The organism is Alteromonas abrolhosensis, from assembly GCF_001953635.1.
GTDB lineage: Bacteria > Pseudomonadota > Gammaproteobacteria > Enterobacterales > Alteromonadaceae > Alteromonas > Alteromonas abrolhosensis.
Window position 1 is genome coordinate 136,694 of sequence record NZ_MEJH01000002.1, and the last position, 20,326, is coordinate 157,019.

The 20,326-nt window shown below is 45.2% G+C and carries 19 protein-coding genes; 9 read left to right on the top strand and 10 right to left on the bottom strand.

The window, feature by feature from the left end; genetic code table 11:
- Positions 1-54: 54 nt before the first annotated feature.
- Positions 55-660 carry a Tll0287-like domain-containing protein gene (locus BGK61_RS00575; RefSeq protein WP_076012883.1) on the bottom strand — a complete coding sequence of 202 codons (606 nt, stop codon included), beginning with the start codon at positions 658-660 and terminating at the stop codon, positions 55-57.
- Positions 661-815: 155 nt separating this feature from the next.
- Here BGK61_RS00575 and BGK61_RS00580 point away from each other — a divergent pair, with 155 nt between their 5' ends.
- The 3 genes from BGK61_RS00580 to BGK61_RS00590 all read left to right on the top strand — a co-directional run bounded on the left by BGK61_RS00580 (position 816) and on the right by BGK61_RS00590 (position 4,765).
- Positions 816-2,096 carry a sigma-54 interaction domain-containing protein gene (locus tag BGK61_RS00580; protein ID WP_076012884.1) on the top strand — a complete coding sequence of 427 codons (1,281 nt, stop codon included), beginning with the start codon at positions 816-818 and terminating at the stop codon, positions 2,094-2,096.
- A gap of 111 nt (positions 2,097-2,207) precedes the next feature.
- A complete protein-coding gene (locus BGK61_RS00585) occupies positions 2,208-2,576 on the top strand; it encodes a hypothetical protein (RefSeq protein WP_240498938.1) in 369 nt (122 codons plus the stop codon).
- Positions 2,577-2,647: 71 nt separating this feature from the next.
- The gene (locus BGK61_RS00590; RefSeq protein WP_076012389.1) at positions 2,648-4,765 is read left to right on the top strand and encodes a TonB-dependent receptor plug domain-containing protein; all 2,118 of its coding nucleotides are present in this window, start codon (positions 2,648-2,650) and stop codon (positions 4,763-4,765) included.
- A gap of 202 nt (positions 4,766-4,967) precedes the next feature.
- On the opposite strand, the gene BGK61_RS00595 is transcribed toward BGK61_RS00590, so the two are convergent.
- On the bottom strand, positions 4,968-5,750 hold the full coding sequence (locus tag BGK61_RS00595; protein WP_076012388.1) for a sulfite exporter TauE/SafE family protein: 783 nt from the start codon (positions 5,748-5,750) through the stop codon (positions 4,968-4,970).
- A gap of 630 nt (positions 5,751-6,380) precedes the next feature.
- Between BGK61_RS00595 and BGK61_RS00600 the strand changes: the two genes are divergently transcribed.
- The 3 genes from BGK61_RS00600 (at position 6,381) to BGK61_RS00610 (ending at position 8,956) form a co-directional block, all read left to right on the top strand.
- Complete coding sequence (locus BGK61_RS00600) at positions 6,381-6,803, top strand: YybH family protein (protein ID WP_014999908.1); 423 nt, start codon at positions 6,381-6,383, stop codon at positions 6,801-6,803.
- A gap of 366 nt (positions 6,804-7,169) precedes the next feature.
- The gene (folE2, locus tag BGK61_RS00605) at positions 7,170-8,096 is read left to right on the top strand and encodes a GTP cyclohydrolase FolE2 (protein ID WP_076012387.1); all 927 of its coding nucleotides are present in this window, start codon (positions 7,170-7,172) and stop codon (positions 8,094-8,096) included.
- A gap of 62 nt (positions 8,097-8,158) precedes the next feature.
- Positions 8,159-8,956: an HAD family acid phosphatase gene (locus tag BGK61_RS00610; protein ID WP_076012392.1), complete on the top strand. Its 798-nt coding sequence runs from the start codon at positions 8,159-8,161 to the stop codon at positions 8,954-8,956.
- A 135-nt stretch (positions 8,957-9,091) separates the two neighbouring features.
- On the opposite strand, the gene BGK61_RS00615 is transcribed toward BGK61_RS00610, so the two are convergent.
- The 5 genes from BGK61_RS00615 to BGK61_RS19565 form a co-directional block, all read right to left on the bottom strand.
- Positions 9,092-9,325, bottom strand: a complete 234-nt coding sequence (locus tag BGK61_RS00615; RefSeq protein WP_014999911.1) for a YgaP family membrane protein — start codon at positions 9,323-9,325, stop codon at positions 9,092-9,094.
- A 27-nt stretch (positions 9,326-9,352) separates the two neighbouring features.
- Positions 9,353-10,966 (bottom strand): hypothetical protein, encoded by a 1,614-nt coding sequence (locus BGK61_RS00620; protein ID WP_076012386.1) that lies wholly within the window; start codon positions 10,964-10,966, stop codon positions 9,353-9,355.
- Between the two features lie 28 nt (positions 10,967-10,994).
- The gene (locus tag BGK61_RS00625) at positions 10,995-11,876 is read right to left on the bottom strand and encodes an outer membrane lipoprotein-sorting protein (protein WP_083648711.1); all 882 of its coding nucleotides are present in this window, start codon (positions 11,874-11,876) and stop codon (positions 10,995-10,997) included.
- Between the two features lies 1 nt (position 11,877).
- A complete protein-coding gene (locus BGK61_RS00630; RefSeq protein WP_076012385.1) occupies positions 11,878-14,481 on the bottom strand; it encodes an efflux RND transporter permease subunit in 2,604 nt (867 codons plus the stop codon).
- Positions 14,482-15,309: 828 nt separating this feature from the next.
- On the bottom strand, positions 15,310-15,555 hold the full coding sequence (locus tag BGK61_RS19565) for a hypothetical protein (RefSeq protein WP_167369491.1): 246 nt from the start codon (positions 15,553-15,555) through the stop codon (positions 15,310-15,312).
- Between BGK61_RS19565 and BGK61_RS00640 the strand changes: the two genes are divergently transcribed.
- The 3 genes from BGK61_RS00640 to BGK61_RS00650 all read left to right on the top strand — a co-directional run bounded on the left by BGK61_RS00640 (position 15,548) and on the right by BGK61_RS00650 (position 18,285).
- Positions 15,548-16,681 (top strand): MFS transporter, encoded by a 1,134-nt coding sequence (locus BGK61_RS00640; protein ID WP_234349519.1) that lies wholly within the window; start codon positions 15,548-15,550, stop codon positions 16,679-16,681. The genes BGK61_RS19565 and BGK61_RS00640 overlap by 8 nt on opposite strands.
- A gap of 437 nt (positions 16,682-17,118) precedes the next feature.
- Positions 17,119-17,892 carry a siderophore-interacting protein gene (locus tag BGK61_RS00645; RefSeq protein WP_014999917.1) on the top strand — a complete coding sequence of 258 codons (774 nt, stop codon included), beginning with the start codon at positions 17,119-17,121 and terminating at the stop codon, positions 17,890-17,892.
- A gap of 201 nt (positions 17,893-18,093) precedes the next feature.
- Positions 18,094-18,285, top strand: a complete 192-nt coding sequence (locus BGK61_RS00650) for a CsbD family protein (RefSeq protein WP_014951177.1) — start codon at positions 18,094-18,096, stop codon at positions 18,283-18,285.
- Between the two features lie 159 nt (positions 18,286-18,444).
- Here BGK61_RS00650 and BGK61_RS00655 read toward each other — a convergent pair whose 3' ends face one another.
- Genes BGK61_RS00655 through BGK61_RS00665 form a run of 3 tightly spaced genes read right to left on the bottom strand, consistent with a single transcriptional unit; the run spans position 18,445 to position 20,289 of the window.
- On the bottom strand, positions 18,445-18,966 hold the full coding sequence (locus BGK61_RS00655) for a CC0125/CC1285 family lipoprotein (RefSeq protein WP_014999918.1): 522 nt from the start codon (positions 18,964-18,966) through the stop codon (positions 18,445-18,447).
- Complete coding sequence (locus BGK61_RS00660; RefSeq protein WP_014999919.1) at positions 18,956-19,795, bottom strand: hypothetical protein; 840 nt, start codon at positions 19,793-19,795, stop codon at positions 18,956-18,958. The genes BGK61_RS00655 and BGK61_RS00660 overlap by 11 nt, the downstream gene beginning before the upstream one ends.
- Positions 19,792-20,289: an RNA polymerase sigma factor gene (locus BGK61_RS00665; protein WP_014999920.1), complete on the bottom strand. Its 498-nt coding sequence runs from the start codon at positions 20,287-20,289 to the stop codon at positions 19,792-19,794. Before BGK61_RS00665 ends, BGK61_RS00660 begins: the two co-directional genes overlap by 4 nt.
- Positions 20,290-20,326 lie beyond the last annotated feature (37 nt).

Consider the following 20,326-nt stretch of genomic DNA (forward strand, 5'->3'; position numbering starts at 1 on the left):
GACACAAAAGAAAGGTCACGTAGGTGAACATTGAGAGGTAGAGAATAGGGCGCGTTAGGGTGTATATGTGATTGTGAATGCACCCCGTAGATCACCCAATTCAAACCCTGTAGCTTGATCATTGGGATAGTGTTCTAAAATGGCGTGCTTTACTGACGGTGCCACATTGGCTCCGTGGCAGGCCATACATACTTGCCCTTGTTCAATCGCCATCATGTACCTAAACTCACCACTTTCGCTATCGTATTGATAAGTTTCAATAGGTCTTTTAGGGGTCAAATTGTCTTGCTTAGCTTTGGTCAGTAATTGTGAAAACCACGCTAGCTGCTCACGCTCCCAACGATCTGCCGCATTGTTTGGGTTCCTTACTTTTAGCGCGGTACGCCCGACCTCCCAACCATTTTGACTAAGCGCTTGAGCAATAGGAGCCGCTGCCATCTGACATTCGTTAACGCCAGCCTCAAGTCCTCCGGATTGAATTGCTTGCTGTAATCGTGACTTTAGTGCGCCTCCCAGTGCTTTTGCATGTAATCGCGCTTCTTTAACTTTTTCCTGTACACTATTTTCACTTTGTTGCTCATTAGCAGTTGTAGTGTCTGCCAAGGAATGAGCACTACTTGCCAATAGGCTTATCACTACCAGCATTACGCCATTTTTCATTATAAAGCTCTCCTAGGAATTAGATGGACTTCTATTGAAGTGCTGCCATTTATCTCAAACAGTGAACAAGCTCTATGCCAATATGATAAATTGCCAGAATTAAATTAGAACAAACTAATATTCAGCCGCCCATGAATATATCCATAGTACAAGCGATGATAGATGCGATAGATAAACCCGCAATCTTCATTAACCCAAGCTACGTTATTGAGGCTGTCAACCAGCCATACAGAGACACCTACCCTGTGGATATAAAGCTTGGCTTTAGTACCTGCTATCAAGTCTCTCACCGCAACAACAAGCCTTGCGATAAGTGCGGCGAGCATTGCCCCATGCAAGAGAGTAAAACCACGGGGCGAGCTGCTAGCGTAGTGCACGTTCACACTACCAGTGAAGGTCAAAGCTACTGTGACATTCTCATGCGCCCAATCTTCGACGGTAGCGGAGAGTTATTAGGCTACTTGGAAATACTTGATAAGCTGTCGTTTGCCTCAAACCAACCTTCAATAGGGAAAATGGTGGGTGAGTCAGAAGCATTCAAAGCAATGCTTAACAAAATAAATCGCGCTGCTAACTCAGATATCTCAGTGCTTCTGTTTGGGGAAACCGGTACAGGCAAAGAGTTGGTGTCCCAAGCACTCCACTCTAGTAGCCACCGCGCAAACAAACCGTTTATTGTCATCGAGTGTACCGGCATGTCTGACACCCTACTTGAGAGCGAGCTATTCGGTTATGAAAAAGGTGCGTTTACTGGCGCAACAACGAACAAGAAAGGACTCATAGAAGCAGCGGAAGGCGGCACATTATTTTTTGATGAAGTGGGTGATATTCCACTTTCAACACAGGTAAAGCTACTGAGGTTGTTCGAGTCGCAAACTTATCGTCCAGTAGGAAGTGTAGTCTCTAAAAAGGCTAACTTTCGTTTAGTGTGTGCAACACACAAAAATCTAAAGCATATGGTGGAAACGGGCGAATTCAGACAGGACCTGTACTACCGCATTGCCGGCTTTCCTATCAATCTGCCTTCTTTAAGACAAAGAAAGTCAGATATCGCGCTAATAGCAGCCCACTTTCTAGCAATGTCCAAAGAGAAAAAACGGTTTCATAAAAACGCGCTTGAAAAACTCACTAACTATCAGTTCCCAGGCAATATTCGCGAACTCAAAAATATTGTAGACCAGGCTATTTTACTGGCTAATGAGACGACTATTTACGAGGCAGACTTGCCCGACCTCGATAACATTAGCTCTGATGCTATCAATGATACTTCGTCATTCAACGGTAACGTTGTGACCTTAGACGAAATGGAAAGCCAATATTTACGTCAGGTTCACTCTTCTTTTGAAGGCGATACCCAGCAACTTGCACTAGCGCTGGGAGTGAGTACCCGTACACTTTACAGAAAGCTAAAAAAGGCAGGGATTGGAAGTAATTGAAAAATATTTGGTAGAAAAAGTATTTAGCTGCAGGCTATGATAAAAAAGTGCTCACCAGATTAATAAAAAATGACTTTAAAGCGCCTACTTACACTAACACTGTGCCTTTGTATGCTTTTGCAAAATGCATTAGCACTTGGCCTTGCTGCCCATACTATGCAGCAAGCACGTGGGCTTGTAGGTGAAGATATAGAACTTATCTGTACTGGCAAAACCATGCGCTACATTTCAGTCAGCGCCACAGAGTTTGAAGGTGAGTTCGTTTTTGTAAGCCCTGAACTACTTAAAGCTCCCGCCGAGCACGTTGACTGTACCAATGGCACGTTAGCCGACCTACCTCAGGTTGACGAGCCACTACATGCCACATTACCTTTGCTGTCGCTAGTTCGCTATCGTGCTTTAGTGGCGCGTTTAGCGGCTAAACCCTTTACAGATTTCGCCTACGCGGCGCCGCTAAGCCGCGCCCCACCGCACGCATAACAACCTCCAAAACACACTGAACATGCATGCTTTAACCATGCACAACACTCGTTTTTTAAAATGGAATTGTTATGAAGCAATCTATCATTGCGCTTGCAGTATTTACTGCGTGCGCACCCGTACACATTTTCGCAAACACCACCAACTTGGCCGATAACACTTCAACAGAAGTGGTCACCGTTATTGGCACACCGCTTTCCCTTAGCACGCAAAATATCGAACAAGAGTCTGTTAATGCTACCAGCAATATTGACGCTGACTTCGGCGATCAGCTCGCCACATTACCTGGCGTATCGATATCTCGAAATGGCCCGGTGACAGGGCTTATTCAGTATCGAGGACTTTATGGTGACAGAGTTGGTGTGAGCATTGACGGCGTCGATATAACTGGTGCCGGGCCAAACGCCATGGACTCGCCCCTTTCTCATGTACTGCCAGAACCAGGGCTGACTGCCACCCTTTACCGAGGAATTGTACCTGTAAGTGCAGGTGTGCAAACGTTAGGCGGAAAGCTTCGTATTCACTCTGATGCCTCAGCACTTTTTGACTTGAATACAGGCTTTAGCGGTAGCGCAAGTGCCAGCGCAATATCTCCGGGAAGCGGACAGCAATATCAGGGCAACGTGTTTTATAAAAGTGAGCAAGCTTTTGTTAGCGGCGCCTTCACTCATCAACAGCGTGACGAACGAGAGTCAGCAGATAACAGCGTTATACCGAACAGCCATTACCATAGAAATGGCGGTAAGATTAGGGCGGGCTATGAGTGGGGTAACCACCAAGTTGATGTGAGTTATCAGCAACTTAATACTAATGAAAGCGGCACGTCGGCTTTAGCCATGGACATTGGCTTTATTGATGCCGCTTGGTATCGACTGGGCTATCGCTATAGCGCAAACGATAGCGAGTTCTTTACGTTAAGCTGGTTTGGCAACAGCAACCAACATGCCATGGACAATTTCTCACAGCGCATGGTGATGTCTGCCGACATGGCGAGAGAGAATAACGCTGATGCTATTGCTCAAGGTGTAGATGCCACCTATGTTGTGCCATTTTATGAAGGTGACCTCAAACTGGGTGCCTATCTGCACCACAGCAGGAACAACTCAACCATCACGAACCCTAATAACGGCATGTTCTTCGTTGATAACTTTACCAATGTAGAAAAAGGCACGGCCAGTGTGTTCACCGAATGGCAGCAGGATAAAGCGTCTTTCTCTACAACGATTGGCGTGCGATATACACGTGTTGACATGGATGCCGGGCTAGCTGGTTCTAACATGGTTATGATGAACCCTGCCATTGCCAAACTCGTTGATGATTTTAACGCCGCAGAGCGCGATAAAAGCTACAACATGTTGGACGTTGCCGCCAGCACGCGATATCACGCCAGCGACAATGTCGATGTTGTCCTTGGGGTATCGCAGAAAAACCGTGCCCCTACGTACTTCGAACGCTATACGTGGCTACCTCTTGGCATTTCCGGGGGAATGGCAGACGGGTTTAACTACATTGGTAACCTGGCTTTAGACAACGAAACCGCACGCCAGATAGATGTGGGTATTGATTACCGTTTCAAAAGCTGGTCAGTTTCTCCTCGTCTCTTTTATCAAGATATTGAAGACTATATTACTGGTTCTCCCAGCACGAATATGGCGGCCAATATGGTCTCTACCATGATGGCAGGCACAACTCCATTTCAATGGACTAATACAGACGCCGTAATCAAAGGGGCAGATCTGACTGTTTCGGGTAACCTGCTTGATAACGTGAGGCTTAACGCAGTAGCAAGTGTTCAGCACGGTAATCGCGACGATATCGACGATGCGTTGTTTCGTATTGCCCCCGAACAGCTAATCACCACCATTCAGTGGGATACACAGCTACTCAATGCGCCAATGGCGCTGCAACTAACGTCAGAATTGGCAGGAGCACAAAACCACGTTTCAGCGCTACAAAGTGAAAACACTACCGCTGGATATGGATTAGTGCACATTACGGGGCTTTTCACCCTTTTAGATAATGCGCAGTCAAATCTTCAGATTACGGTCACCATTCATAACCTGTTTGATAAACACTACGCCCCACACACAGCGGGAATTAACCGCGTGAGGAATACTGATGTTGCAGTAGGTAAGCGAGTACCCGCTGCGGGACGAGAGTGGCATCTATCGCTAAGCTACAGGTTCTAATTGTTTAAAACTCAAACCCCATACGTAATATGTAGGTTCAGCCCTGAGTAAAAGCGAAAGGCAAAAAGATAAACCAGTGGTCTGCCTCCGCTGGTTTATCTTCTCTTAATGTTTGATACACATGCCGTTAAGCCGCAGAGCTTAAACGCTAGAAATGAAAACTTGTGCACTAACGTAAGTATTTTGAAGGTAAAGAACTGTGTCAGATTACAGCGGGAAATAAAGCTGAAAATGCCTGCCACAAGAGGCGCAGGGCCAACAGTGTCACCACTATCTTGAACGCCAGCATAAACTTTTCAGCTGGGACACGCTTTAATACTTTCAAGCCGATGAATGTGCCGAGCGCACCGCTGGCAATCATAATAATGATAAGCCCCGCCCACTGGGCAAAGGAAAATCCTACAAAGGTAAAAACAAACGCTTTAAGGCCGTGTTGCAGTGTCATACAGCTGGCAAACGTGCCGGTTATCTGCATTTTGCTGTAATTATTTCGATGAACAAATGCCGCAACCAAAGGCCCTGTGGCACCTACAAACATTGATACCAACGTGGTCACCACTCCGGCCAACGTTCTACCCGCGGGTTTCATTTCTTGTGCTCTGGGTTTGCTCCCCCACACCAGGAATAAAATAAATGCGGCAACCGCAAATTGTATAATAACCAACGGCAACTGAACCACAATAAACGACGCCAAGAACGCGCCAACGATTGCGCCTAAAGAAAAATACTTCAGCATACTCCAGTCGATATGCTTTGCCGTCATCAGTGCACGATTTCCATTTGAACCAAGCTGAACTAACCCGTGAACTGGAATTAGCGCACTAACCGGCATAATACCGGCCATTACTGCCAGTAATAAGACCCCGCCACCAATACCCATCGTTGCTGTCATCATCGACGTAAAGAAGGATGTAACAACAAGTACAACTGATGATGATATCGACAGCGCATCATTGGCCGTTAACCAGCTATAAAGTAACTCCAAGGGTCAAATTCCACTTTAAATTCGTAACACAGTTTGCGTGGTTTTGGTGATCATTACACCGAAACACATCGTTTAAATATCATACAAGAGTCACGCCTAGCGCGTAAGGTTATTTATCATGCCGTCTATTAGTTATTTAAACAAAGCACTTCGAATAATATGCGACAAGCAATGTACAAAAGGCGCTAAGCTTGTTGCCAGGCAACTTCTCCGCAATAGCGGGTTCACTGATAGAGATATTAATGATTGTTTAAAGCAGGGCTCGATTATTCGCATTACCATATTTGAAGCCTAGGGTAGCGTTACACCTTACATCTTATACCTTACACTCACCGCTTGCCCACTCATCCCCATGGGTCTAATTTCTACACTTAAAAAACCCATTGACTTTCTTTATTGTGCACAGGATACTCAGGTCATTAAATACTCACTAGCAGCGCACTGTTTTTAAATACTATGCCTAAAAACACGAATACACATACTGCTTACTCAGCGTCTGCGCTGATTATTATTCTCGCTATTCTACGGAATGGGCGGGTTTGCTAGTGCGTAAATAGAATTCACTAAACCCGCCACAAAGGCGGGTTTTTTATTGGCTCGTCTTGCGGTAAAAATAACGGAACGACAGCCATGAACAACCCAATATCTCACGTCTTACAGCAGTTGCACGACGCAGTAAATCGAGGCGATCAAGACGCTTTAGCCCAATGTTATGCTAGCGATGCAACAGTGGTCGCGACCCCTATGTCCAGCTCAACGCAAAACCAAGCCGCTAAAGAACATGCCACGCAGCGCGACTGCGTTGAAGCTCTGCTTAAATTTCAAAAGAAATTCATGCCCGATCATTTTGTTACAACCGGAGATGAACGGGTTATACAAGCCGGTGACGTAGCGCTAGTCGTCGCTAAGCTTTACCTTGTCCCCAAAGCAACACCCAACGCCCTACCCTGCGAGGGTAAGCGCGCCGTTTACGTTCTGCAAAGGGATGCAAGTGGTGAATGGCGCTGTGTTATTGATAACTTTTTTGGTACTGACTTACTGGATTTTGCGTAACTTTAAAAGTTGAGCCTGATGCCCATTACAGAATCTGAGCTTCAGCTTTTCCGGCGATTAACGTCATTACGCCAATGGCGCTTTAAAACAGCGCTATTGTCAGGCTCTTTGCAAACTTAAAGTGTGATAATGTATCAATTAAATCCTTTAAATGTTATGTTATAACACTCAAAGGGTGTGGCAGGGTCAGTAGCGCTGTGAATTAAATATCTAACAAATGCTTTGTAGCATCAAAAGTGCGAATTGCTATTTGCGCAAAGCACAGCACAACCCCATCACCTATTGTTTCATTACTTCATCAAAAGCGAGCTGCTTTTTAAAAGATAGTGATGTAAGTCGTTCTTAAGGTCTCATTCAGAGGTAATTTTGGCCAGTTTCAATTCTCCCAATACGGTACTTCCCGATGTCACCACCGAGCAACCTACTGCGCAAGTTCCTGTTATTGATAAAGTTGGTATGCAGGGCATTGCCATACCGCTACACATCTTAGGTAAACGCGGTGAGCGCTTAGCCAGTAAGGCTACGGTTGATGTAACAGTAAGTTTAGATCATCCCAATGCCAAAGGTATTCACATGTCTCGTTTGTACAATCTGCTGCAGCGGTATTTGAGCAACCAAGACTTGCATAAGTCGGCGCTTGTATCGTTAATGAACTCGCTTATCGAGTCGCAAGATGGACTGAGTAACAGCGCTCAGCTTAATTTACACTTTGACCTCACCGTGTCACGCCCGGCGCTTACAAGTAAGATGTCAGGATATCAATCGTACCCTGCTTCACTTTGCGTAAGGCGTTCACCAACCGGTCATAAGGCACAGTTAAAGCTAACAGTACCGTACTCTAGTACTTGTCCTTGTTCCGCCTCACTTTCCCGCCAGGCGTTGTCAGATGCATTTGTACAGAAATTCGAAGGAAAAGATTTATCCCTAGAAGAAATGGGGGCTTGGCTGGCTTCCAAACAAGCCAGCATCGCCACGGCGCATGCGCAGCGTTCCTTTGCCGATATAACCCTAGACTTAAGCGACAACGAAATTCCCGATTTTGTTGGTATTATTGATCTGATAGAAAACGCGTTAGGCACACCGCTTCAAACAGCAGTTAAGCGTGAAGATGAACAGGCGTTTGCCAAGCGCAATGCTAAAAACCTAATGTTTGTAGAAGATTCGGTAAGGCGACTGCATGAAGCGTTAAGTACGTATTACCAAGCTACCTATTTTCGTGTAAAAGTAGAACATCAAGAAAGTCTGCATGCACACGACGCCATTGCTGAAATATCCGGCCCAGTTTATCGATAAGATCAGGGGTAATTATGGTGTTGAAACCCGTAGGCAGAAGAAACGATAAAAGGAAAATAACATTGTTATCTCTTAACAAACTCTCTGATATCAGCAAAGTTGTTTGCATCTGCGCTGCGGTGTCGACCATTGCTGCATGCTCGTCTACAGCATCAACCCCGCTTGCTGGTGAAAAAACGCATACCCTTTCAAATGCCGTGGTGTATCAAACCAGCAGCAAAGAGTACCCTGTTCTTTCCAGCTTTGTGTATAACCAAGCTATTGCAGCACTACCTACGCGCTTTGCCGATGGCGACGTTGTGGTTATGGATGTTGATGAAACTGTATTAGATAACAGCACATACCAGAAAGAGCGCGAAAGCGTAGGTTTGGGCTACTCGTCAAAAAGCTGGGCTGATTGGGTAAAGCGTGAAGAGGCCACACTGGTGCCTGGTGTAGCCGCTTTCCTCGATGAAGTTGTTGCACGAAATGGCAAGGTGGCGCTTATTACGAATCGCGATAAAACACTTGATAGTCACACGTGGAATAACCTCTTGGCGCAAGGTTTACCGCTTACCACCAGCAATACCTGCGTGGTTGGCCGCACTACAGAAGATAAAGAAGCGGTAGGCCAGGAAGGTATGGTTAATGACAAAGACTTGCGCAGAATGCAGCTTACCCAAGGCAAGCTCGCATGTTCAAATACATCTGACGACACGGCATCAACCTGGGGTGCGCCTCACACTATTATCATGCAAATTGGTGACAACATTGAAGATGTGGGCGGCGTAACCCAAGAATCTGCCAACGTTCAGTCACTCATGCCACGAGTGGGCACAGAGATTTTTATTCTGCCTAATCCAATGTATGGGTCTTGGTAGAGAGCGAAGCTAGAGTAGCCGGGGCAACTCGCGTGTTCATCTTAGCTACTCCACGAATAGCGCTAGCTTATTCAACACTGTTGAATAAGCTAGTAAACCCAGTTCGCTCAGCTGATTATAGAAGTTAGCCCCTTTCTATCGAGAAGTAGGAGTGTCTGCAGAACACGCTAGCTCCCGTTCACTTTTAAGGCCAAGCACGTGTTTAAAGAATAGCGTTGCTGGGCAAAAGCCAGTGAAGCTTTGTTGAAACAAGTTTGCGCCGATAAACACGGTGAACCACATAAAATTTGCATGAACAAACTGGGTTAGGACTACAGATAACAACACCATGAACCCTGCAAATGCAGTTAATGCTTTTTCCTGTGACATAACGAAATCCTTAAATATTGAAGAAGATTAAAAATAAAATCGATAGGCAACAAACGCATTACTTGCGTCCTCAAACTGCCCCCAAAACGTATAGTTATCCTTACCTGAAAACACATTTACGCCCGCTCGCACTTGCCACTTATCGGTGGGCGAATAAGCCACTGTAGTCTTTAGGTATCCGTCGCTATCGCTGGGTGAATAAAACAGAAAAGTATTTAATGTCAGTGTTTGACGAAGTGCTAACCACGTTAAACGGGTCGTCACCCAATGGCGATATTTCTCCTGAACTCGCTCAGAAGACGAGACTGTTCTATCTAGGCCATCTGCATTGTGTAAATACTCGGTGTACCACTGGAAACCACCGGTAAGATTTGCGGCAATTTCTTGGCTATAGCCTAGTAAGAAACGACTTTGATCATTCGCTATTTGCCCGTCAGTTCCATCTATGTCTTCAAGGCTGTTGTAGAAAACGTATTCTGCATTTGCTATCCCCCGCCCCAGAGGCGTAACAACACTTGCGCCATAGGCATTCATTTTACTGTAGCGAGGCCTTCCAAGAGAATCTGTCGCGGTGGGCTGCCTTGTATAACCGGTGTAACCATAGCCTGCGATCTCTATCCCCTTAACGGATTTATACACCCTTAAGGCAAGCTCACTTCCTCGTGGGCGATTTTCGCGCTCAACAGAAAACGAAGGGGCAATGTTTTCATCCAATTGCGGGCTGTAAAAAGAAAATATTTCGCCTGTAATACCAATATCAGGCTCAAATTCAGGTGTGACGACTAAATCTACATTGGCAAAATCCGTGTAGCCCGACACCTTTAATGCATTACTCGGCGCTTTAAGGTATTCGTCTTCTCTTCCTGCAAAGAACGACTGATAATCTTTAGGGAAGAGATCATTTAAGAACAAGTAATCCCCTGTCCCCCAGGTCAGTACTTGCTTACCGACTTTGATGTCAAATGCACTTGCCCAGTCCCCCGTGCCGACTAAAGCGCTGGGTAGAATACTGCTTAAGCTACCTTGCCATGCCAGCTCGCGAAGTTGTGATTCCCACGACGACGTTACGCCGTCATACCAAACATCGGCTTTACTGGAAATGGAAGAACTGTCTAATGCATAGTCTGCGCGAAGTTGAACTCTGGCGTCGCGCAATGTGCTGTTATTTAGCACGGATGGCGCGTTAGCAGCTTGGAAACTCTCGTTCATTTGTGAATTCTGACTGCCAAACGCAGTAGCCATGTCACGGGAAAAACGGTTTCCTACGACGAGCTCGGCAAAGCCAGAAATACGAAGTTTACTTTTGCTGTCAGTGCCCCATTCGTCATCCCACTCATCATTCCAATCATCACCTGATTCGACATTGTCGTCCCCAGGCCACACGCTGTCCCACTCGTCGTTTGCGCTAGCTTCCTGTTCTTGAGCGCCCCTTTTCACTGGGTCTTTCTGATTCTGGTTTTCAACACTCACTGTCTGGGCGTTTAGCGGTAAACTAACTACAGCCGTGAACGCAAAAGTGAAAATAAAAGGCGCGAGCAAAACGTGCGCCCTCCATTGCTTTTTAACCCGCTCAGAAAGACCATAGGCTTGGCTAGGCAGCGTTATCCGCATGGATGGAGCTAGTAATTTAGACAAGCGCACAGTGCTGCCCTCCTTTTTAGGGATAGTGTTATTTAATATAGTTTTGTGGTGGCACACGTAGGCTACGCTCACTAAATATGCTATCTGGAAGACCTATGTCGTACTCAATCCCTCTGAATTCCATAAGGGTATAGCCACCTGATGTAAGGTCCGTCACCTTACTTCTCACCACAGTAGGGTTGCCCTGTATAGTCTCAATGGTCACAGCTTCAACACGACGGTAGTTATTGTCACCCTTATAAAAGTTAATTAAGGTGGGCAAGTAAGTGTCTTTGTCTATCTCTACTACATAGTGACTGAACTCTACGAGCACTGTGTCCTTAGGCGTCGCTTTTAAGCGATAATGAGTTTGGGTTTGTTCAAGCAACTCAAAACTGTCTTGCGCCGTTGCGCGGCCTGAAACATCTTCATAGAAGAAATGAGAACCAACAAACGATGTACGTTTATCGCCTGCTGCGATTCGCTTTACTAAATCTAAAGCCGGCAAATATAACCAACGGTCGTCATCAGAATTAAGCGACGCATGCTTTTCAACGCGAAATACCGTACCTTCAACTTCAGTAGGACGGCTAAAGAAAACCAGCATACGTTGATCGCCGGTGTCGGCGCCTGCCTCATTCAGCACATCTTTGCGCAGAATAGTAAATTGACGCATTTGCTTTCGACCTTGCTCATCTACAATCAGCATTCTCGCCATTGAACGACCGTCATTGCCTGCGTAATACGCTGCTTGCTCGGCCTTATTGACGATTTCGCCAACATCTATATTACTACCGCTTTGGTTTGCCGAGGTTTGAGCGAAACCATTACCTGATATAAGTAATAGCGCAACAAGCCCGGTGAATGAGCTGCGTAGATTTAACTTTGTTGGTCGACGCAACCTTAGAGTTGATAATAGGGAAATACGCATTTTAGGCCTCCTTGAAAACCCAACGTTTAAGCAAAGTCATAGCAGCTGGCAACACCAGCAGCGTAACGAGTGCCGAAATAAACATGATACTTGCCAGAAAAATACCCACGGTGATGTAAGGCACGAGTGGCGCTAAAAGCAGCGGCGTAAAGCCAAGCGCAATAACCAGCGCATTACGAGTTATAGCGCTAGCAGGCTCTTCAAACATAGCACTTAGTGTGGCATTCACATCACCAGTTTGCTTGTAGATCTCTTTAGCTCTAGCCAAGAAGTGAATGGCAAAGTCTACCGACAAACCCAATGTAAGGGCCGAAAGCACGGCAATTGGCATGTCGTAATCTTTACCTACAATGCCAATAGCGCCGTAAATAAAGGTGATAGTTATGGTAAGAGGCAGCATAGCTAATAGGCCAAACACCAGCGAACGCAGCAGCAACACCATCATCACGAAAACAATAATGAAGGCGCTAAGTAAGCTGTCTAACATGCCCGCAACCATATTGTCCTGCCACACCACATTTAGGTACGCTTTACCTGCCCATTGATAAGTTAGGCCGTCAGGCAGTGGATGTTGAGCAAAGTAGTTATCTACTAACTCAATTACCTCTGTCATATCTTGGTTATCACCACTTGATAGCTGCAGCCACACCAAGGTTTTACGATAGTCTGGTGTCACGAAATGCCACAAGTCTTGCGGTCTATGAGAGGACTGATACTGTAAAAGCGTCTGTGCTATCGCTGGCTGAGTATTAGGTAACACGTAGTCACTATCATTGCCCGAGTGCAGCTCTCGGTTGACTACTTTAACCACATCACTGAGGGACTGAGTTTTACCCACCAGCGTTTGAGTGCTTAAGTAACTTTGCAGGTCTGAAAGCAACGCTACATTATCGGGCTGTTGAAACGTTTTGCTTGTGCCTTTAATTACATCAATACTTGAAAGCAAGCGATTTAAAGCGTCATATTCGTTGCTGTCTAGATCACCGAACAATGCATCATCGACGGCAAATGCGAGAGTCTCATAATTATTACCGGCATTTTCATTGTTTAGTGCATCGAGGGTTGTTTTGCGCCATTCATCTAACGAAGAGGGCAACACTGCACTTTGTAGTATTTCACTTGCACTTTTCAGCTTGCGGGTATCTTCAATAACAATGTACGCGTTGTACGTACCCGCAAACTCCTTGTTAAGCGCCTTATCTGCTACACGAATTTCATGATTTTCTTTAAACCAGCGCACAGGGTTGTCGTTAATTTGTATTTGGAAAATACCCCACACTGACACCGCTGAAATCACCATGAACGCTACGAGTAACGCACCTTTGTAATTCAGCGCAACATTTCGAATACCGTATACAAATCGCTGTAGATACGTAGCCTTTACTGAAGATGAGTTGGCATCGGTATGTAACGCAGCCTGCAACTTAGCCAGCGCTTCTGGGGACATTCTTGATATATAAGCAGGAATAAAAGTGAGCGTAATAACGAAAGCCAACAGGATACCTGAGCCAATGAAGGCGCCGAAGATTTGCACCGGCGGGATCGGTGTAAGCATAAGTGAGTAGAAACCGGCTGCGGAGGTCAGCGACGTATACAGCATCGGTTGAAATAAGTGTTCAACCACAGTGGTAATCACATCATCGGCCTTTTGACCTGGTTTATAGCGGTCTGAAAACTCAGACAGTATATGCACCGAATCGACAACAGCTATGGGCATCAAAAATATGGCAATCATGGATGACATGATGTGCACAGTGAAACCTAAGCCGATTAAGGCACCCATTGTGATAATTACCGTTGCCATTGCTACCACCATTGGGGCAGTAATCAACGTGAAATTACGGAAGAAGACAAATAGGAGAATAAAAATCATCAATCCCGCAGCTGGCGCTGAAATTGCCATTTGAATAAACATTTCAACGCCGAACTGATCTTCAGCAACGGGCAGCCCTGTTATGTGCCACTGCAATGTTTCGTTTGTTGTATTCGCGCCGATAAATGCGCGAATGTCTTCTGCAATTCGAAAGCTTTCATTTTTGTCTTTAATTGGCACATAAATAGCTGCTGCATTTTTAGAAGAAGAGGCTAGGGTACCTTGCAACATCGGAAGACGTGCTATTGCCTCAGCAATTTTCCCCGCTTCCTCTTGAGACGCTGGAGCGTTTGGCATCATCCAAGAAAACTTAAGCTCGCCACTGTCGCCCTGAGTGATGTTGTCAACCGTTGAAAACGACATGACATCTTGAGCAATTACACCCTCAGTGTTCAATATATGTTGAGTAACCTTGTCTATTGCACTTAGATTCTCTGGTGTGTAGATGCCTTTATTGGTAGTCCTATCGGCATTCTCAGTAGCAGTGTCATTCGCCGATGATGCTATAACCCCGACCACAATCGCGTCATGCATAGCAAAAGTATGTTTCACATCGTTATGAAACACGCGGGCAGGATGATTGGCTTCAAGCATATTCTCCGGATCGGTGTCTATCGTAATTAACCGCATTTGATAAGCACAAAATAAGACAGCCAACAATAAGACGGCATACACCCACTTTCCTTTGTGGGTAGACAAAAACAGTAATCTTTCAATAACTGCCGTAAACATAACAATGAACTCCTAGTTGGACTGCGCTTAAGTGCATTCATTAATGCTTAGAAAAATTTGGCTTTTCCCATGCATCATCCTGCTGCACTGAAATAGATTCGAAGACTGCTTCTTAATAAGAGCTGCAACTTAATTAAAGTTATACGCGAGACTAACAACTTTAAATAAGATAAATCTTATATAAACAATTTAATGTATTTTCAGAAAAGATCAAGGGTAATGCGACAAGCGACATATGAGTGTTAAATGTGTTTGTAAAACGCTACACACTACCGAGAAAAAACTACAGAGTCGTTTCACGACAGTTTTACAAAACGGATAGAAAGAGCTAATGAACCAAAAAATAAACCATACAAATCAATCATATATAATATTCCTAAATTGTTTTTAAGGTTTGGCACAGATCACGCATACATTAGACTAACGGATAAATACAGAACGCAGTTTGTAGCTAGGACAGCTTTAGCGACGGAGAGGCCAAATTGCGTAGATGAAAGGTACTGAAGGTGACGACATGGGAAGTTCAAGGAGTGTGTCACCAAGGAAAGATGGAAGTGTCAGTATCAGAACTAATGGATGACTGTAGAAGATTCGTTAAATTGCTGGTCGATGATGAGGTTAGGTAAAAGACAACCTAATTAAACTCGCAGGACGCAAGGCACTTGTTTCATAGGGATTGCAAACAAGCTCTGAGTACCTACATCGCAAGCACCGACAGTGATGTCTCGTGCAGCAAGGGATTGTTGACCCAATTTGGATTCGTTGAATGTACGTGTGTGTTGCTTCAGCGAAGCCATTGTGAGGACACTGGTAATGTCGTCGATGTTATTAGTGAGTTGTCATCCGACGACTACCCTCTCCCCTCAAAGGCCCATCCCGGCCTTTACATACCTCTGATTTTGGCCCGCCTTTGGCGGGCATTTTTTTATCTTCAATTGTGATAAAATTACCAGGAATTTTGCCGCCTACTAAAAGGGCTACCTGCGTGTTATCGCCGTCTGCATCAAGCATTGTTTTTAGAGTACTTTTTTGTGCGCTGCTCGCTACGTCTGTTGGCCAAAGCGTTATGCTCACCACACTTCCTTCTATGGGTCGGGAAGCAAACCTTTCTGAATTCCACATTGCCACCATTATGTCTAGTTCTGCGCTTATTTTTGCGTTTGGTACAAACGTGTGGAGTAAGGTTGCGAGGCGTGCAGGCTTTAAACGAATTTTAATGGTAGGGTTAACGGGTTATAGCTTGGGTACTTTTGCCTTTGCAAGCGCATGGATGGCAGGGTTTTCTGGCATTATAAGCGGAACCAATTTATTTCTGGCATTGTTGATAAGCCGTAGTTTGCAATCAACTATTATGTCCGCAACTCCGCCCTCTGCCGTGGGTTACGCCGTCGCCATAAGTACGCCCCAAAGTAGAGTAAGTGCAATCAGCAAAGTGACCTCTGCAAGCAATGTAGGGCAAATCGTTGGGCCCGCTTACGCCGGTTTATTAGTTGGTTTTGGCTTATTAGCTCCGTTGTACAGCATTGTTTTATTAACTCTACTGGCGCTGGCATTGGTGTATTTTAAGCTACCTGTTCTGCCACCTTTGTCCCAGCAACAAAGCACACAGCAGACGAGCGACAAAGGCCAAGCATCAACTAAGGTGCCGTATATCTTTGTTGCAGCATGCATTTGTGTATTTTGCGCGATGGCGATGATGCAGCAGTCCTTAGGTTTCTTTTTTATAGATTTTTACCACTATTCCCCTGTAGAAGCCGCCCGACAAGTAGGCTTTGCCATGATGGTCAGTGCAGCCGCTTCGCTTACTGCACAATTCGGGTGGGTTCAAAAGGGGCGCGTCAGTAAAGAAGCCATGATAACAATCGCACTCCCCTTACTTGGAGTTGCATATTTACTGCTCTACCTTCAACACTCATTGGCGGTGCTTTACACTGCCATGACACTGATGGGTTTAGGCATGGGTATGGCTTACCCTTCGTTAGCAGCGGCGGCGACAACCTATTGCGCACCATCTCAACAAGCTACTGTTACTGGACTAATCACTGCCACCACTGCCATGGGGTACGTAATTGGCCCACCATTGGCTGCTTTTATTTATCAAGTAAATATCGCCCTTCCCTTTGCTGTAGCGGCTACGTTAATCACAATCATTACGTGTGTTGTCTACATAACGTTGCGAAGAGCAAGTCGCATTAATTGAATACTGGTGCCATCTTTTACAGTACCCAACCACAACGTTTGAAAGCGTTTTTTTAAAGGTATTTATTTTTTTACCTTTTATTTTTAAATAAGCGGAACCTTTTTTAAATTGAGCTATCTTAACTTATACATGAAGTCGTTGAGTGTGCGTCTTTGTGGTGTGTAAATGTGTTTTCCAAGTTATGTTGTGGTTTTTTAAGGGGCTTTTTAGCCCCTTTTCTTTTGCTTATACTTTTTCTTTTATTACAAGCTGTCACATTTACCCTTTTTGAAATTCTCCATTCTGTATCAACTTGTTGAATCTGCTCACGCTTTCTTTAGGCTCTTCCGGTTAATCTAAAAATTAGAATTAAATAATCTTTTTTGTTTCACCTTTAGAAATGGTAATGAGAATTATTAACAAATAAGATAGTAGCTCCATATTACAGGAGTAAGCTAATGCCCAAACCGCAACTTCGCCAAGCTGTTGTGACCCAATCAGTCCGTATTACCCCAACCATGCAACGCATTTATCTTAGTGGTGACGATCTGCTTAACTTTCCTGTTGTTAAGGCTGGCGCGTACGTGAAGCTGTTGTTCGACCTAAACGGAAATCCGCTCCAGCGCCCTACAGACACAGACCAAGTAGCAATGCGTACCTATACCGTTGCGCAGTTTGACGCTGCCAAGCCCGAATTAGTTCTTGATATGGTTGTTCACACCGATGGCGGTAAAACTGGCCCTGCATCGGCATGGGCAACGAGCACTCAACCCGGTGACATCATCACAATTGCGGGCCCAGGCTCAAGTAAAGGGCTAAGCGAGCAATACGACTGGGTGTTATTGGCGGGGGACATGACAGCGTTACCCAGTATTAGAAATCATCTCGCGGAACTTCCTCAACAAACCAAGGGGTATGCTGTCATTCAAATTGAAGATGCAAAAGATGCGGTGGCATTGAAAAAACCCGAAGGAGTCACTGTGATATGGGAATATGAGCACCCCTTACCTGTGCGTCTCGCTCAACTAGCATGGCATGAAGGCATACCCAATGTCTGGGTGGCGTGTGAATTCTCTGATATGCGAGAAATTAGGGCATGGCTAAAGGGTGAAAAGGCTGTTGCCCATGAGAATATTTATATTAGTAGCTACTGGAAGAAAGGCCGTAGTGAAGATCAACATAAAATTGAAAAAAGGCGGGATAACGAAGCATTTATTAAAACGTTGGCATAGCGTCTATCCAGCCTTTATGTAGGGTTTGCAAGGGCTTGTAAATTCTGCATGAGAATTGAGTTTTCATTTGGGCACTTAATTGTAAAATCCTATTATTTTCATACACCTACGCAATGGAACACCATTTGCTGCTAGAAGAATAACTGGTCAATGTTTTTCGCCAGTTTTTTCAGCCAATTGTTTGGATAAGGAGAGCAAGTTATGAACAGTGATCGTATTGAAGGTAATTGGAAAGAAATGAAAGGTAAGGTGCAACAGAAATGGGGCAAACTTACCGATGACGACCTTGATGTAATTGATGGTCGCCGTGAAGAATTAGTAGGTAAGATTCAACAAGCTTATGGCAAAAGCCGTGACGAAGCTGAAAAAGAAGTAGACGGTTATTTTAACTAATTGCCGCTTAGCTTTGTAAGTTAAGACGCTAGTAACTCTATGTGATACCACTGAAGTTGCTAGCTTCTACTCCTACCAAAAGGGCCGCAGCATCATGCTGCGGCCCTTTTTAATTATCCTAATACCAAAGCAGGAACAGTCATTCCCTCTAGCCCGGCATTATTCTTCTGTTTTCGGCTGTAAGTTATCGCGGACTTCCCTCGCATCAAAGCTGGTTGCCGAAGTGGGGCGAGTACCTTTACCCATCTCAATACTCAAGATACTTTCTATCTCACTTTGTTGTGAACCTCCCACAAACACGCCCGTTTCGAATTGCGTTGTAGGATGATACGACGTACGGCAAGTAAGTACGCCACATTCTGTTACTCGTGCATAGCGCTGGCTAAACCCTGCGGTAGGTGTGGCTTGTACCGTCTCTTTGTCTACCAAGGTTTCGCGGTCAGTCACTACAAACCAGTCGTAGCCTTCCAGTAACGTAAGCTCCGCTGCACGCAGCATGGCGTAATCCATCGCTTTGCCTTTGTCTGAGCCTTTAGCTTTGAAGTGCACACGATATTGTGTATCGCTTAGTTTGCTTTCTGTATAGCCAAAACCACCTTTTTTAGCCTCTCTGTAATCAGGCTGACTCGCACAGCCCGCCATGATTAACACCGCAAGTACTAACATAATTTTAGTTTTCATCATTTACTCCTTTGGCCTTGTCAGTTAGCCAAGTTGCTTCAATTGCGTTCTTCTCTTGCTCTCGGTTTAATGGCGCAGACGCCATCATGTTATCCAGTTCGTCTTCCATTAATTTGGCGCTAGTGGCTGTTTGATATTGCCCTGTACTTTCACCTAGCTCATCCAGTTTGCTAGCAGCAAGCTGCCAGACGCCTTGTTTATCTTTACAAGCGATCATTACATTTAGTTCATCTTGAGATGCCACTTCAGCCTGTCGGCAGTAATTAAAATCCGTATTTACAAAAGACAACTGGGGTGTAACCGTAACACCTGTGTCAAAGGTGGTTGCTTCACCAGTTAGGTTGCTGTCCAGCACCGACGATACGTTTTCCCAATGTGTAGGCTGCGTTGTTTCAGCGCCCTGCTGATTAAAGAAAACTAGGCCCGCTAATACCGCCACACTTGCAGCAATGGCGAAGGGTCCCTTCCACTTTGTCTGATTTTGCTGCGCACTGTTAATCGAACTCGCCTTCTGCGGAAACGGCGTTACATTTTCCGCTGAATGTTGCTCTGTTGTACTTTCGCGCTCTAAGCTCACATCTGTTGCCTGTGCTTCACTTTTATCGCTTTGGCGGTTTTCATCGCTCAAAAGTGCCACTATTTCTTTAGGTAACGCCACTGCCGTCGCTTTTTCTGCCGCCGCTTTTACCACTCTATCGACCTCAGCAAGCGCGGCGAGCCGGTCAGAAATGGCAACGTCATGCGCTATCGCTTCACGAACCAGGTCCATCTCAGCAATGTCTAGCTCGCCATCTAAAAATGCAGAGAGTTTTTCGTCAGTTAAGATCACGATAACACCTCGTTTTGGCCATTAAGTAAATTTGATATTTTTGCTCTCGCTCTGGCAAGCCGACTCATGATGGTCCCAGTAGGAACCTGTAACACTTCCGAAGCATCAGCGTAACTCATTCCCTGTACTGCAACTAAGGAAAGGGTTTCTCTTTGCTCACAGGGTAATTCGTCCATGGCACTTGATACCTGTTTTAGCGTAATAGTCTGAGTGACCGCGTCATCCAAATTAGTATTGCTATTTGCTGATTGCGTTTCGTAAGAAAGTGCATCGGTTGCGTTGGTTCTCACTTTCTTCGCTCTATATTCGTCTATCCAACAATTTCGGCACACTCTAAATGCCCACGCCATTAGCGTAACTTGTTCAGGAAGCGGCTTACTCAATAGCCGTTCAAGGGTGTTCTGAAGTAAATCATCAGCATCATGCATGTTACCCGTCAACGAGTATGCGAATTTTCGCAACGACGGGACGAGTTCAGTCAACTCATCTTTCATTTTCATGTACCTTTGTGAGGATTTCCGTTGTCTATAT